Here is a 14,659-nt window from a genome sequence, read left to right as displayed (position 1 = left end):
ATGCCTGAGGAATTTTAAATTCCTCAGGCATTTTTCTATTACTTGCCGCTGATCTTCAAGTACTCCTCAAGCGTCTTGCCGCTGTTTTTCACTTTTCCTGCTAATTCAGAGCCTAGGTAGCGGTAATGCCACGGTTCATACATATAGCCTGTGACTTCTTCTTTGCCTTTCGGATAACGGAGAATAAAGCCATAGTTGTGGGCGTTTGCCGCGAGCCATTTGCCTTCTTTTGTCACGGCGAACGATTCTGTCAGCCATTTGGATTGATCGCTTCCTCCAAAATCAAATGCCAGGCCGGTTTGGTGTTCGCTATGTCCAGGTTTTGCGCTGAAACGGTTGGCTTCTGTGGCGCCGTGTTTGTTGACATAGCTCGTGTACAGTTCTTTCTGGCGATTATAGGAACGGAAAGTACTGAAAGCAGTCAGCTGAACCCCTTGCTTTTTTGCCTCAGCAGCCATAGCATCCGCTGCTGTTTGCGCCAGCTTGCTGACACCCGGATTGTAGGTTGATGGCAGGCTGTGTTTTTTATTGACAATCAACACGCCTTCCACATAAGTGCCCGGTGTCTGAATAGAAGGTGCAGGGTAAGCAGCTTTTTGTCCAGCTGTTTCTTTGATCAAGTAAGCCGAATTTACCCACCCCATTTTTGTGCCGTACTTCACTTTATACCAATTGCCCTCTTTGCCAAGATACTCGACTGTTTTCCCTTCAGGAATCGAGCCGACAATCGGATTTTCGACGCCCGCCTTCGAGCGCATGTTCAATTGGTCGATTGTCTTGTACCTGATAGATTTTTCAGGTTGTGCTGTAACAAGCGGAAACTCAGCAGGAGCCAGGAGACGCGCCATAAATCCTGCAAAATGTTGACGCTGCAGAGGCTCTTTCGGTTTGAATTCTCCGCTTGGGAATCCATTGGTGATTCCCGCTGTCGCCAACCGGCTTATGTATGCGTTCGCCCAATAATCAGAACCGACATCCGTAAATGAAATTCCTTTGTTGGCTGTTAAACGGTAGGCCTCCGTTAAAATCTTAGCCATTTCGCCACGCGTCAGCGCTCCTTTGGGATCAAAGTATTTTATGCCTTCTCCCGTTTCTTTGCCTGTGATAAAGCCGAGCTCAACCGCCTTGGCTACTTCCTCATATCCCGGCACACCGGGTTTCAGATCGGCAAAGTCTGGATTGGGAGAAACTGTTTCTGCCGGCTTCATTTCACGCAGAATCATTCGTACTGCATCCAAGCGGTTGATGGTAGCTGTCGGTTTGAAGCTGCCGTCCGGAAACCCTTTGATGATGCCCAAACCAGCCAGAAAATCGACTTCCTTTTTGAATGTCGTGACGTCTTGAAAAGAAGACGCCGCACTGGCCTGACTCATGCCAATCTGTATGGCTCCTTGCTGAGGTGCTAAGGCTGTGGCAATTAGCAACGCGGCGGCTGCCAGTCCAATTTTTTTAGCTATCGATTCTTTTTGCAATTTCCTCAAGTCCTTTCCACAAATCCGGATTCGGAATTTGTGTCGTTTGCTATTTTTTCATCATATAGAAAATAATCGGCTTTATCTATGGTGCATTTTGTTCAGAAAAAGAAAAAACCTGCTCAAGGCAGGCTTTAAAAGTCGATCAGGCTTCGTCATCAATAAATTCAGGTTCAATCTTTTCCAGCTTTTCTTCTTTCAAGATGGTATACATATTGGCTGCTTCTTCTTTTTTCGCTACTTCCTTCAGCCCATCGATGCGCACAGTAACGACTTTTTGGCCAAAACGGATTTGCAGTTCATCATTTTCTTTGATGACCGAGCTGGCTTTCGCTTTATTGCCGTTTACCGTGATACGGCCTTGGTCAGCCACTTGTTTTGCCAACGTACGGCGTTTGATCAGACGGGATACTTTTAAAAATTTATCGAGTCGCATGGTCAGTCTTCCTTTCTTGCCAATAATTTGGCTTGGTTCCAGAATTCATCCAGCTGCTCCAGTGTATAGTCGCTGAAGTTTCCGGTTCCTTCTTTTACCTGTTGTTCTACGTATTGAAAACGGCTTTGGAACTTCCGGTTCGCCTGCATCATCGCTTCTTCCGGTGACAGGTCGAAAAAACGGGCAATGTTCACTAAAGTGAACAATAAATCGCCGAGTTCATCCAATTGGCGGGCTTTGGAACCTTTCGCCACTTCCTGTTGAAACTCCTGCAATTCTTCATGGAATTTATCCCATGCGCCGGCAGCATCCGGCCAGCTGAATCCGACTTTCGCCGCTTTTTTCTGGTAGTTGAACGAGGTAGTCAATGAAGAACTGAAACGGTCTTGACCTTCCAATAAAGACTCGGCAGCCGGTTTTTCCTGCGCTTTGATTTCCTGCCAATTGGCAACCACCTGCTCAGAATCTTCAGCCGAGACATCGCCGAAGACATGTGGATGGCGGCGGATCATTTTCGAACTGATGGATTCAAGCACATCCTCCAACTGGAAATAGCCGTTATCTTGACCAATTTGGGCATGCAGGAACACTTGCAGCAACACATCCCCTAATTCATCGGCAATTGCTTCGTCGTTCTCTTCCTGAATTGCCTGAAGCAGCTCGTGTGCTTCCTCAATCAGGAAAGGACTCAACGACTCATGTGTCTGCTCGCGGTCCCACGGACAGCCTTCAGGGCTTCTCAACTTGGCAATGATGCTGCGGAAAGTCTGCCACTCCTTTAAACGCTGCGTTTGCTCAACAGCAGGCGGCACATAGACCGTGGTCAAATTGTTGACTTCTGACGAGCGGTCCAATTCATGGAGCGGCACGGTACGCAGCACTTCATCTGCAGAACCGGCAGCTGTCACAATCGTTACCGGATAATCATCCGGATATTTTTCCATCAGCGTCAATTTGACTTCCGATGCACTGAAGCTGTCATAGACCTGGGCAATCAGCAGATGCTGCGTCATGTTCACCTGGTCGCTGGTCATCTCTGTCCCGTCCATTAATTGAAAACCTTCAATCGGATCGATGCGAAGCGCACCAAACAGCGAATCCAGGAAACTGTGCCCGCCTTCGATGGCCAATTGGCAGCGTCCCTGCTTTTCAGCGGCGATTAAGTTTTGCACGGTCTGCTCTGCCACCAAAGGATGGCCTGGCACGGCATAAACCACGGATGCTTGTTGCGATAAGTCGATCAAGGTTTCCGCAATTTCCTCATATACCGGACTGAATGCATCGTGTTTTTCATAAATTGAGTCAAAGCTTTTAAAAGTAATGCCTTCCGGTGCAAGTTCCGCCAGTACCGGGTGATCTTCGGTCCGTACGTATAAATTATCCGCAGCTTTCAGCTTTTTGTAGACCCCTAGCGGCAATTGATCTAAATCTCCGGCTCCCAGGCCGATTATGTGAATGGTGTTCATCGTTTTCCACCTTTTTTCTTTGAATTTATTGCTAACTGAAATCCTGCCAGCTTGCGGCCGAATGGAATGATGTACCATTCTTTTTCCGTAATGATGCGGCTTTTGCTGATCAGCACCATGAATACGAAAGCACCAAGCGGGATGGCTGTCGCCGTTGTCAAAGCTGCACTTAATCGGCTGGACAGGCCATCAAACAAATAGCCATCTGCTAAAACCGACCAGCCGAGCACCACTGCTGACATCGCCGCTGCTGCTCCGAACAGCCAGCTGTAATAGGAAAGCGGCGCAAATTGCATTGGCCAAACTTTTTTGAAGTAGAACAACAGCCCGGCCACAATTATTGCTAGGCCAACATTTCCGGCAACAGCCGCTCCCATCACTCCCCATACGGGAAGCAGCAGCAAATTACTGACGACTTTTACTGCCAATCCCAGCACCAGCAATAAAGCAGGAACTCTCACCTTACCGAGTCCGTGCAGCATTGCCGTCATAATCAACAAGAGCGACATCCAGACGATTTGCCAACTGAAAATGATCAACGCTAAAGATTGCTCACGTGTCTGAAACAGCATTTCATTGACATAAGGCATAACGAACGTCAGCCCGGCCGCAGCAGCGAACGCAAACAAGAACGACACACGGAAAGCTAAGCGGGCATACATTTCGGCTGGTCGTCCTCCCGTTTTTTTGGAAGTGCGGGCTACCAAAGGAACAACTGCCAATGTAAGCGAAGTGGCAATTAGGATGCCGAATTGCACCAACGGCTGGCCGCGGTCATAAATTCCTTTCTGCTCCATGGCGACTAGACTCGCGACACCGCTTTCCTCAAGCAGCCGGAATACTGTAAATGAATCGACCAACTGGAACAACAGAAGAATTAAAGAGCTCATGCTGACACTCAGGCTGACAGCAGTCATTTCCTTAACGATGGGCCAGGCACGAATTGTCGAAGGCTGTTTTAGAAAGGCTGCATGTCTGCGGAAATAAATCAGCAACAGGACGACCGCTCCGAGTCCACCCGCTACAGCGCCAAGCATTGCCGTCTGTCCAGCAGCATACAACGAAAAACCACTCGAGACGACAATCCAAGTACCGACCAAAATGACTGTCACACGGAGTCCCTGCTCCATCACCTGGGCATAGGCCACTGGCGCCATATCATTAAGCGACTGAAAATAGCCTTTCAGAACAGCAAGGGGCGCCATTAGCAGCACCGAAAACGCACCCACTTTCAGCAATCGCTCCAATTGCTGATCGCCCATCCAGCCTGCCAGCAGATCCGCACCGAAAAACAACAGCACAAATACCGCAATGGAGATGGCAGCTACATACATGAACGCAATACGCAAGATCGTTCCATGCGCCTGCTTGCCAGTATCCGCCAGCAATTTGGAAACCGCTACTGCAAAGCCATAGGAAGTCCAGATGCCGAAAATGGCGACAAACGGATAAACTTGCTGATAAATATAGAAACCTTGGTCTCCGACGAGGTTCTGAAAAGGCACCCGGTAGACCGCGCTCAGCAGCTTGACGATAAATCCAGCGATCGTCAGCAGCACAGCGCCTTTCATAAATGATTTCATTGTGCCTTCCTTGTTCACCGGACCCACCCATCTCTTACTTATATTCATTTTATCTGTTGAAAAAAGGATTTTGCTTTTATATAACGCTTCCCTTAAGGAAGTCATCAAGCCTAGAACGATTTCAGCAGCCTTGCTTATCTTAAACAGTTTAAAAAGTTCGGGCCGCAGTCCAACTTTGCTAATTCAACTAATCGGTTTTACTTCACGAAGTGATTCCGGCAATAATTTCATCATACCTTCTAGGACATCAAACGGATGCAGTTTTTTAGTTTTGTTTTCATCGATGGTCATGACTAGCTGCTGCCCCGACATGCTAAATCCAACTGCGCGGCCATAAACTGCAGATTCCTCCACGACTTTGCCGCCGTCAATGCTGGCTGTTCCTTTTTCACTCAGACGGATGGTCACGACTTTGCCGTTTTGTTTGATTGACTCCACACCTACCTGGCGCGCCCATACTTTCATGCGGGCAATCCGGAGCAAGCTGTCGGTTTCATTTGGCATATCGCCGAACCGGTCGATCAATTCATCTTGCAGCTCAGTCATTTCCTCTTCCGTATCTATTCCTTTGACGCGTTTGTACATTTGTATTTTCTGGTAGCCGTCGCTGACATAGGAGTCCGGAATATAAGCATCGATGTCGAGTGAAATCTCGATTTCCGGCACCACTTCTTTTTTGACGCCGGATTGACGTTCTTCGATTGCTTCCTGCAACATTTGCGAATACAAATCAAAGCCGACAGAATCGATGAAGCCATGCTGTTGCGAACCAAGTAAATTACCTGCACCGCGGATCGTCAAATCACGCATAGCGATTTTGAAGCCGGAGCCGAGCTCTGTAAATTCCTTGATGGCCATCAGGCGTTTTTCTGCGACGTCAGTCAGTACTTTGTCGCGCTGATACATGAAATAAGCGTAAGCCACTCGGCTCGAGCGTCCGACACGTCCACGCAATTGATAAAGCTGCGACAAGCCCATGCGGTCGGCATTGTAGACAATCAAGGTATTGACGTTTGGAATATCAATGCCAGTTTCGATGATGGTGGTGGTCACCAGGACATCGTAATCACCGTCCAGGAAACCTAAAATAACCGATTCCAGTTCGGTTTCACTCATTTGCCCATGGGCATAGCCGACGCGGGCTTCCGGCACCAGTTGCTGGATCTCCTCCACTTTCCGCGTCATATCATCGACTCGGTTATACAAATAAAATACTTGTCCGCCGCGTGCCATTTCGCGTTCGATCGCTTCGCGTACGAGCGCGCCATTATGTTCCATGACGTAGCTTTGCACCGGGAAACGATTTGCCGGCGGTGTTTCGATGACAGACAAATCGCGTACGCCGATCATCGACATATGAAGCGTCCGCGGAATTGGGGTTGCCGTCAGCGTCAGAACATCCACGTTCGTCTTCATTTGCTTGATTTTTTCCTTATGGGTCACACCGAAGCGCTGTTCTTCATCGATGATCAATAATCCAAGGTCCTTGTACTGCATATCTTTCGATAAAATACGGTGTGTGCCGACAACCACGTCAACCGACCCATTTTTCAAGCCTTTGACGGTCTCGGTCTGCTGTTTTTTGGAGCGGAACCGGCTCATCAAGCCGACCGTGATCGGATAATCTTTGAAGCGCTCGCTCATCGTTTCAAAATGCTGCTGCGCCAATATCGTCGTCGGTACGAGGAACGCCACTTGCTTGCCGTCCAATACCGCTTTGAATGCCGCACGAATCGCCACTTCTGTTTTGCCGTAGCCGACGTCCCCACAAATTAAGCGGTCCATCGGCCGTTCGTTTTCCATGTCGCGCTTTACTTCATTAATCGAGCGCAGCTGGTCGACGGTTTCTTCATAAGGGAACTCCGCTTCAAATTGGCGCTGCATGTCCTGTTCTTCAGAGAAAGCAAAACCTCTCAACGCTTCCCGTTCTGCATACAGCTTGATCAGGTCATCCGCAATGTCCTGTACTGCTGCAGAAACTTTCGTGCGAGTTTTCTTCCATTCTGCACCGCCCATCTTATGAAGCTTTGGTTCTTTTTCTTCAGACGCGATGTATTTTTGGATCAAGTCGATTTTATCGACCGGCACGAATAACTTATCGTCTGCTTTGTAGACAATATGGAGATAGTCTTTATGGACGCCTCCGCTTTCCAGGGTTTCGATGCCCACAAAGCGGCCAATGCCATGGTGAATATGCACAATGTAATCGCCCGGTTTGATTTCAGAGTAACTCTTGATACGCTCTGCATTCGTCAGTTTTTGAGCACGCGTTTTCTTCTTCGGCTGCTGCTTGAACAACTCCGAATCCGTAATGACGGTCAAACGCTGAAGCGGCATTTCAAACCCTGTCGCCAGTTCCCCATCAACCAAATAGATTTTGCCGCCTTGGATCTCTGTCGAAGGCAAGGCAATCTCCGCTTCCATATCGTAATCCGCCAGAACAGCGCGAACTTTTTGAAGGCGGTCATCGCCCTGCGCCACGATAAAGATCTGGAACTTCCCTAACGTCCAGCGTTCCATTTCCGCTTTCAACAGATGCATCTGTCCATGGAATGATTGCATCGGCTTACAAGAAAAGGCGATGGACTTCTTGACCGAGACCATTGGGAACGTCCGGACAAATAAAGAAAGAAACGTCACTTTTTGCTGAAGCTTTGCCATTATTTCACGGAACGTATAAGTTAAGGAAACGTCGTGCAGAAACTTTCCTTCTTCTAGTAACGATACAATCCAATCGCCTTCTTCGCGTTCTAATGTATCGGTCATTTCCTGGATGCGTCCCAGCTCATCAAAAAAGACTAGTCCATTGCCCGGGAAATAATCGCCTAAAAACGCTGATTGAGTATCGATCATGGAAGCATACTTCGCCAGCTGTTCCGGCGTCTCACCTTGCTTCAATAAATCCATATCATGCTGAATATGCTGGAGCATCAAAGCTTTCGTATCGTCAGCTTTTATTTTTTTCAAACTAGCTGCCAGTTTCTCTTCTAATTTCCCTGCCAGTTTAATTTTCTGGTCTTTCGACAACACTAGTTCATTTGCAGGCAAAATACACAGCGATTGAACCTTCTCAAGCGACCGCTGATCGTCGGCAGAAAAGAGCCGCAATGAATCCACTTCCGTATCAAACAGCTCGATGCGCACTGGATGCTCGAAATTCAGTGGATAAATATCCAAGATACCTCCGCGAAGGGCAAATTCACCTGGCGTGGTTACCATAGGGGTACGAGAATAGCCCATTGCCACTAATTTCAGAAGCCATTCTTCTGTATTCAGTTCTTCGCCTTCTGATATCCGCAAAGTGGCATAATCCCATTGTGCTTTTGTCGGCAGCAACTTGCGCATCCCGGCAACCGGCGTAATGTATATGCCTTTGCCGACACTCTTCATATGATCAAGTGTATCAATACGGTGGGCGCGCAGTTCAGGTCCCGAAAAAGAAACTTCTGCAGCGATCAACTCTTCTGCAGGGTAAAGGTGAACCTGTTGTTCCCCTACCAACCGCACCAAATCATCGTATACACGTTGGGCATGCAGTAAGTTCGGTGTCACAATTAATAAAGGGGTTTCCGTTTCAGACCAAATTGTTTGGTAAAAAATCGGTCTTGCGCTGCCCGACAAACCAGAAATTAATTGATGATCCTGCCCTTTTTTCAAATCGTCTATAAATTTTTGTGTGTGGGTATCCTCCGAAAAGGTCTGTAAAATATGTTTCATCCAACTTCCTCCTTTCAAAAAAACACAAGAAACAGAAAAAAGCTCTGTACGCTGAATGCGTCAAAGCGATTATGCTCCATTAAATTGATTCATGACTTCGAGATACGGTTTGGATAGCCAGATTTCACAGGCTCCGGCACTTTTTTTAATGGCCTCTCCCACTTCCGGACTTTCCTCTTTTGAGAATCGCTGCAGCACATAATCCGGCACTTTCATGCCTGCCGGTGGACGGCTGATGCCGATGCGCAGCCGATTGAATTCCTGGGTTCCTAAATGCTGAATCAGTGACTTGATGCCATTATGTCCGCCCGCACTGCCTTTTTGACGCAACCGCAATTGCCCGGTCGGCAAATCGAGATCATCGTAAATCACAATGATATCTTCCAGGTTAACGCCGTAATAATCCATCAATGCACTGACACTCTCGCCGGACAAATTCATGTACGTCAATGGTTTTAGCAGCATTACTTTGCCTTCAGGCCGGTGGCTAATGGAATACATGCCTTTGAATTTGGATTGCGTCAACGGAGCGTTCCATTGATTCGCTAAATAATCGACCACTTTAAAGCCGATATTGTGGCGGGTATCTTCATATGCTTTGCCCGGATTCCCCAAGCCAATAATCAGTTTCATATCCATCTTCCTTTGCTTTTTCACTGCCTTCTATTTTATCATAATTGAGCTTTAAACAAAAAAATAGGGACTGTCTCTCGACAGCCCCTTATTTCTTGTTCATATTTACGCTTCTTTGTTTTCTTCTTCTTCCGACTCGCCACCAACCACTTCTGGTTCAGCATCTTCGTCAGAAACAGTCTCAAGCTCGTCCATTTCTTCCTGAGTACGAGGGGCTGTTGCAGAAACAAGAATGAAGTCATCTTCATCTAAAATTTCATAAGAAACAGTTCCACGAATATCGCCGACTGTGATGGTATCACCAATCGCCAATTCTGTGATGTCGATTTCCAATGCATCTGGAATATCAGAAGGTTTCACACGAATATTCACTTCGCGGTTAGGCTGAGTGATGAAGCCGCCTTCTTTTTCGCCTACTGATTCGCCAGTCAAGTGAACAGTTGCTGCCACTTCAAGCTCATCCGACATATTGATTGCTAAAAAGTCAACATGCTTAAAGCTGCCCTTTAAAGCATCCATTTGGTAATCACTTAATACAACATTTTTAGTCGTACCATCAATTTCAAGGCTGATTACGCCGTTACGTCCAGATTCACGCAAAGTTTTAATCAAGTCGATTTCCGATACAGTTACTGGCGTCGTTTCGGTTTGGAAGCCGTAAACTACCCCTGGTACATTGCCTTGTGTACGAAGTTCCGTCAACGCAGAATTCTTTTTGCTGCTTTCTCTTTTTTGTGCTGTCATTTTTACAGTCATTACTTTCAGCCTCCAGTTATATTAAAAGTACATAATCACGATAGGTACATGCTTAGTATATACCCCTTTGTTGCATTAATGAAACCTAGAGTGTAGAAAGGTGTTGTTGATGATCAATCAAAAAGAGTGCTGACGGATTTTTGCTCGTGAACACGAACGATGGTTTCAGCCAATAAGCGTGCAACAGATAGTTGCTTAATCTTAGGAGATTTCTTTTCTTCAGGCAATGCAATCGAATTGGTGATGATCAATTCCTTGATAACCGAATCGTTGATGCGTTGTACGGCAGGGCCGGACAGGACAGGATGTGTACAGCATGCATATACTTCTTTCGCGCCGCTTTCGATCAGGGCACTGGCAGCGATTGAAATTGTTCCTGCAGTGTCAATGATATCATCAATGATGATGGCTGTTTTGCCTTCTACATTACCGACGATGTTCATAACTTCCGATACATTCGGACGAGGACGGCGTTTATCGATGATGGCAATCGGCGCTTTCAGGCGATCTGCCATCTTGCGCGCACGTGTAACTCCGCCGTGATCCGGTGAAACGATAATGACATTTTCAAGGTCAACGCCACTTTCATTCAGGAAGTAATCGGAAAGTAAAGGTACGGCTACCAAGTGGTCAATCAAAATATCAAAGAATCCTTGAATTTGAGGAGCATGCAGATCGAGAACAACTACACGTGTGGCTCCTGCAGTTTCCAATAAATTCGCTACTAATTTTGCTGTAATCGGTTCACGTGAACGGGCTTTACGGTCCTGCCGTGCATAACCGTAATAAGGAATCACGACATTAACCGTGCGGGCAGAAGCACGTTTAACAGCGTCAATCATAATTAACAGCTCCATCAAGTTCTCGTTGACTGGCTGAGAAGTCGATTGCACGATAAATACATCATAACCGCGAATACTTTCTTCAATGTTAATCTGGATTTCACCGTCGCTGAAATGCGTAACAGAACTTTTCCCAAGCGGAATGCCTGCGTGTTCCGAAATTTCTTCAGCCAGCTCCTGGTTCGAATTTAATGAAAAGATTTTCAACTTTGAGTTTGCATTTTGATAGCCCATTAGGTGTGAACCCTCCTATTTTTTACCGTTTAATTTGTTTGCATAGCCTTCTTTATTTTCCTGGCGCGCGCGTGCAATAGCCAATGAATCGATAGGTACGTCTTTTGAAATTGTAGAACCGGCAGCTACATAAGAACCTTTTCCTACAGTAACCGGAGCAATCAGATTTGAGTTGCAGCCGATAAATGTATCGTCTTCAATAATCGTTTGAAATTTATTTTTGCCATCATAATTGACTGTAATGGTTCCGCAGCCAATATTAACGCCCGTTCCAACATGAGCATCGCCAATATAGCTTAAGTGGGACACTTTGCTGTCGTTTCCGACTTCTGATTTTTTCACTTCGACAAAGTTGCCGATTTTCACGTCATTGCCCAAAACGGTTTGCGGACGAATGTGCGCAAACGGCCCTACAGCTGTATCTGTCCCGATGCTGCTGTCATGGATTTCTGAGCTGCGGATTGCCGTACGGTCTCCGATTGCACTGTTGACAATATGGCTGTTTGAAGAAATGACGCAGTCTTCTCCAATTTTCGTGTCGCCATCAATCGTGACGTTCGGATGAATAATTGTATCCGCTCCGATTTCAGCTTGTGCACTAATATAAGCTGTCGCCGGATCAATGATCGAAACGCCAGCTCTCATGTGTTTTTCAGCAATCCGTTTGCGCATAATGCTTTCAGCTTGGCTTAACGCCACCCGGTCATTTACGCCAAGTGTTTCATCAAAGCTGTCTGTTGCATAAGCAGCAACGATTTCACCTTGCTTTTGAAGGATTTCAATAACATCAGGCAAATAGTATTCGCCTTGGACATTGTCATTCGATACCAATTTCAACGCTTCAAACAATGCTTCGTTATCAAAGCAGTAGGTACCTGTATTGATTTCTTTCACTTGCTGCTCTTCAGGAGAAGCATCTTTTTGCTCGACAATTTTTTCCACGATGCCTGCACTGTTGCGAAGAATCCGTCCGTAACCTGTAGGATTTTCAGCAATTGCAGTCAGAATTGTCGCTTTAGCTTGAGTTTCAGCATGCTGATCAAGCAATGCCTGCATGGTTTCAGGCCGGATTAGCGGTGTATCTCCACATACAACCAAAGTTGTTCCAGACAATCCTTCAATCAATGAAGCTGTCTGCTGTACCGCGTGAGCCGTTCCTAATTGTTCTGCCTGCAGCGCATATTCACTTTTTCCACCTAATTGCTGCTGAACTTTTTCAGCGCCATGGCCGACAACCGTGACGATTTTTTCGACCCCAAGCTGCTCGACGTTGCGCGTTACATGCTCTACCATTGGCATACCACATACTGGATGAAGCACTTTATACAATTTCGACTTCATACGGGTGCCTTGGCCAGCTGCTAAAATTACTGCGTATGTATTTGTCATTCCTTGTCCCTCCACTCTTGATCTGATAAGAACCCTTTATGCCGATTCTTTCCATTCATTTATTCTGTCATTTGATAGATCCAGTTTTAAGCTGGCTATGTCAATTGAAAATTTCGCTTTTCCTTATTGACTATAGCGGAAAAACCTTGATTTTTCAAGGTTTCAAGGCATGACAATACCATGACAAAAAAAGTCAAATAAAAAAAGAGCCTATTTAATATAGAAGGCTCCCCGATTCAGCTCTATTAAACGCTGGCATTTTCCAATACCGATTCGTTTTCACTTTGCTCGTATGCAGTTAAGACAGCTTCCTGAAGTTTTGTGCGTGCGCTTGAATTGATCGGGTGTGCAATATCCCGAAATTCTCCATCCGGCGTTCTTTTGCTCGGCATCGCAACAAACAACCCTTCATTCCCGTCGATCACCCGAATATCATGGATAACAAATTCATTGTCCAACGTGATGGAAGCGATTGCTCTCATTCGCCCATCCGTTTGTACACGTCGTAATCTCACATCTGTTACTTCCATTCTCTCATCACCCCTTCTCTCAGCTGCTATTTTTAAACCCTAATTATGGGTATTCGCTATAAAGGACTAATCTCCTTCATAAATTAAAAAACTTATTAGAAAATTTGATTAATACATTTAAAAAAGGAAATATGAAACACTAGTTGTCCAATAAATAGTGAGATTCGACAGACTAAAGTTTTAATTTTATATTCTTATGAGAATTCAATTTAGGCGAGGGCTTAAAAGATTCGAATATAACTCAATGATATGGAAGCAGCAATGGGTGGCTTTCTCCATTCCTGCTTTCATGAGTTCTGCTCAATCTCCTCTCTCCATAAAAAAACACAGGCCAACTCAATTTCAGCGAGTTGGCCTGCGGTCTATATCAAATCAGTTAATTCTAGTTATTCACTTTTGCAATAACTTCAATTTCCACTTTTACATCTTTCGGCAAACGGGCCACTTCAACGGTCGAACGTGCCGGTTTGTGGTCGCCAAAATAAGCTGCATAAATCTCGTTCAATTCTGCAAAATCGTTCATGTCTTTAATGAAAACCGTTGTCTTAATGACTTCACTAAGAGAAGAGCCCGCTTCTGCAAGGACTGCTTTCAGGTTTGAAAATACTTGATGGGTCTGCTCAGATATGCTGCCTTCAACCAATTCTCCTGACGCAGTCAATGGAATTTGACCTGAACTGTAAAGAATTCCTCCTGAAACCACGCCTTGTGAATAAGGGCCGATCGCTGCTGCCGCTTTGTCTGTCGCTACGTAATTCATCTTAAATTCCTCCATTTTCAAAGTAATTTCCTTCTTCTAATGCAATTGTACGTTCTTTTTCGCTGACTTCATGCAATTTGACAAGTGATAGGTATTTCTCTACAAGCCGCTCATCCGAATGTTCGGCCTCTACCAATACTGCAACACCCGCTAATGTACATTCGAACTCTTCCAGCAGATTCTTCATGCCATTCATCGTACCGCCGACTTTCATGAAATCGTCGGTGATGAGCACGCGCTGCCCGCTCTTCATGCTGCGCTTCGACAATACCATGGTCTGGATGCGGCGGGAAGATCCTGACACATAATTGATGCTCACTGTCGAACCTTCCGTGACTTTGCTGTCTCTGCGGACAATCACTACCGGAACGTTCAAGTGGCGGGCAATTGCATGGGCAATCGGAATCCCTTTTGTCGCCACCGTCATGATGACATCAATTTTCTCTTTAGCAAATGCCGTCGCAAATACTTTACCGACACGGTTCATCATTTCTGGATTGCCCAATACATCGGTCATATACAAATAGCCCCCCGGCAACAGCCGGTCGGAATGGCTCAGCTCTTCCATTAAATCTGCCATAATGGTTTTAATTTCGTGAGCTTGAAGCCTGGGAACATATTTAACGCCACCCGCTGCTCCCGGAACAGTCATAAGTAGACCAATTCCTTTTTCTTCAAATGTCTCTTTAACAATTCCTAAATCTTCACTAATAGAAGACTTAGCTGATTGGTAGAGATCCGAAAAATAAGTCAGCGGAATCAATTTATGCGGATGTTCCAATAAAAAATGGGTCATATCAACAAGCCGTTCACTGCGCTTCCACTTCAAAACTACCCTCTC

General features: G+C 46.0%; 12 protein-coding genes. All 12 read right to left on the bottom strand.

The annotated features are described in order from the left end of the window. Positions 1 to 38: 38 nt before the first annotated feature. The 12 genes from FQV26_RS18435 to purR all read right to left on the bottom strand — a co-directional run bounded on the left by FQV26_RS18435 (position 39) and on the right by purR (position 14,647). Complete coding sequence (locus FQV26_RS18435; protein WP_261384401.1) at positions 39 to 1,481, bottom strand: D-alanyl-D-alanine carboxypeptidase family protein; 1,443 nt, start codon at positions 1,479 to 1,481, stop codon at positions 39 to 41. A gap of 136 nt (positions 1,482 to 1,617) precedes the next feature. Then, on the bottom strand, positions 1,618 to 1,908 hold the full coding sequence (locus tag FQV26_RS18430) for an RNA-binding S4 domain-containing protein (RefSeq protein ID WP_146559535.1): 291 nt from the start codon (positions 1,906 to 1,908) through the stop codon (positions 1,618 to 1,620). A gap of 2 nt (positions 1,909 to 1,910) precedes the next feature. Then, the gene (gene yabN / locus FQV26_RS18425) at positions 1,911 to 3,374 is read right to left on the bottom strand and encodes a bifunctional methyltransferase/pyrophosphohydrolase YabN (protein ID WP_146559533.1); all 1,464 of its coding nucleotides are present in this window, start codon (positions 3,372 to 3,374) and stop codon (positions 1,911 to 1,913) included. Then, positions 3,371 to 4,975 (bottom strand): putative polysaccharide biosynthesis protein, encoded by a 1,605-nt coding sequence (locus FQV26_RS18420; protein ID WP_146559531.1) that lies wholly within the window; start codon positions 4,973 to 4,975, stop codon positions 3,371 to 3,373. Before FQV26_RS18420 ends, yabN begins: the two co-directional genes overlap by 4 nt. 165 nt (positions 4,976 to 5,140) lie before the next feature. Beyond that, complete coding sequence (gene mfd, locus FQV26_RS18415) at positions 5,141 to 8,674, bottom strand: transcription-repair coupling factor (protein WP_146559529.1); 3,534 nt, start codon at positions 8,672 to 8,674, stop codon at positions 5,141 to 5,143. Between the two features lie 69 nt (positions 8,675 to 8,743). Beyond that, entirely contained in the window at positions 8,744 to 9,307 is a 564-nt protein-coding gene (pth, locus tag FQV26_RS18410; RefSeq protein ID WP_146559527.1) for an aminoacyl-tRNA hydrolase, read from the bottom strand. Between the two features lie 105 nt (positions 9,308 to 9,412). Beyond that, positions 9,413 to 10,063 (bottom strand): 50S ribosomal protein L25/general stress protein Ctc, encoded by a 651-nt coding sequence (locus FQV26_RS18405; protein ID WP_146559525.1) that lies wholly within the window; start codon positions 10,061 to 10,063, stop codon positions 9,413 to 9,415. A 113-nt stretch (positions 10,064 to 10,176) separates the two neighbouring features. Then, positions 10,177 to 11,139 (bottom strand): ribose-phosphate diphosphokinase, encoded by a 963-nt coding sequence (locus FQV26_RS18400; protein WP_146559523.1) that lies wholly within the window; start codon positions 11,137 to 11,139, stop codon positions 10,177 to 10,179. A 15-nt stretch (positions 11,140 to 11,154) separates the two neighbouring features. Next, the gene (glmU, locus tag FQV26_RS18395; protein WP_146559521.1) at positions 11,155 to 12,528 is read right to left on the bottom strand and encodes a bifunctional UDP-N-acetylglucosamine diphosphorylase/glucosamine-1-phosphate N-acetyltransferase GlmU; all 1,374 of its coding nucleotides are present in this window, start codon (positions 12,526 to 12,528) and stop codon (positions 11,155 to 11,157) included. A 245-nt stretch (positions 12,529 to 12,773) separates the two neighbouring features. Then, entirely contained in the window at positions 12,774 to 13,058 is a 285-nt protein-coding gene (gene spoVG, locus FQV26_RS18390) for a septation regulator SpoVG (RefSeq protein ID WP_146559519.1), read from the bottom strand. A gap of 382 nt (positions 13,059 to 13,440) precedes the next feature. After that, entirely contained in the window at positions 13,441 to 13,818 is a 378-nt protein-coding gene (locus tag FQV26_RS18385; RefSeq protein WP_146559518.1) for a RidA family protein, read from the bottom strand. A gap of 1 nt (position 13,819) precedes the next feature. Continuing rightward, positions 13,820 to 14,647: a pur operon repressor gene (gene purR / locus FQV26_RS18380; protein WP_146559516.1), complete on the bottom strand. Its 828-nt coding sequence runs from the start codon at positions 14,645 to 14,647 to the stop codon at positions 13,820 to 13,822. Between the last annotated feature and the right edge of the window lie 12 nt (positions 14,648 to 14,659).

This window comes from Planococcus sp. CPCC 101016, from assembly GCF_007859295.1.
Taxonomy (GTDB): domain Bacteria; phylum Bacillota; class Bacilli; order Bacillales_A; family Planococcaceae; genus Planococcus.
Note: the sequence above shows the minus strand (reverse complement) of the source record. Positions and strands in the feature narration are given on the sequence as shown.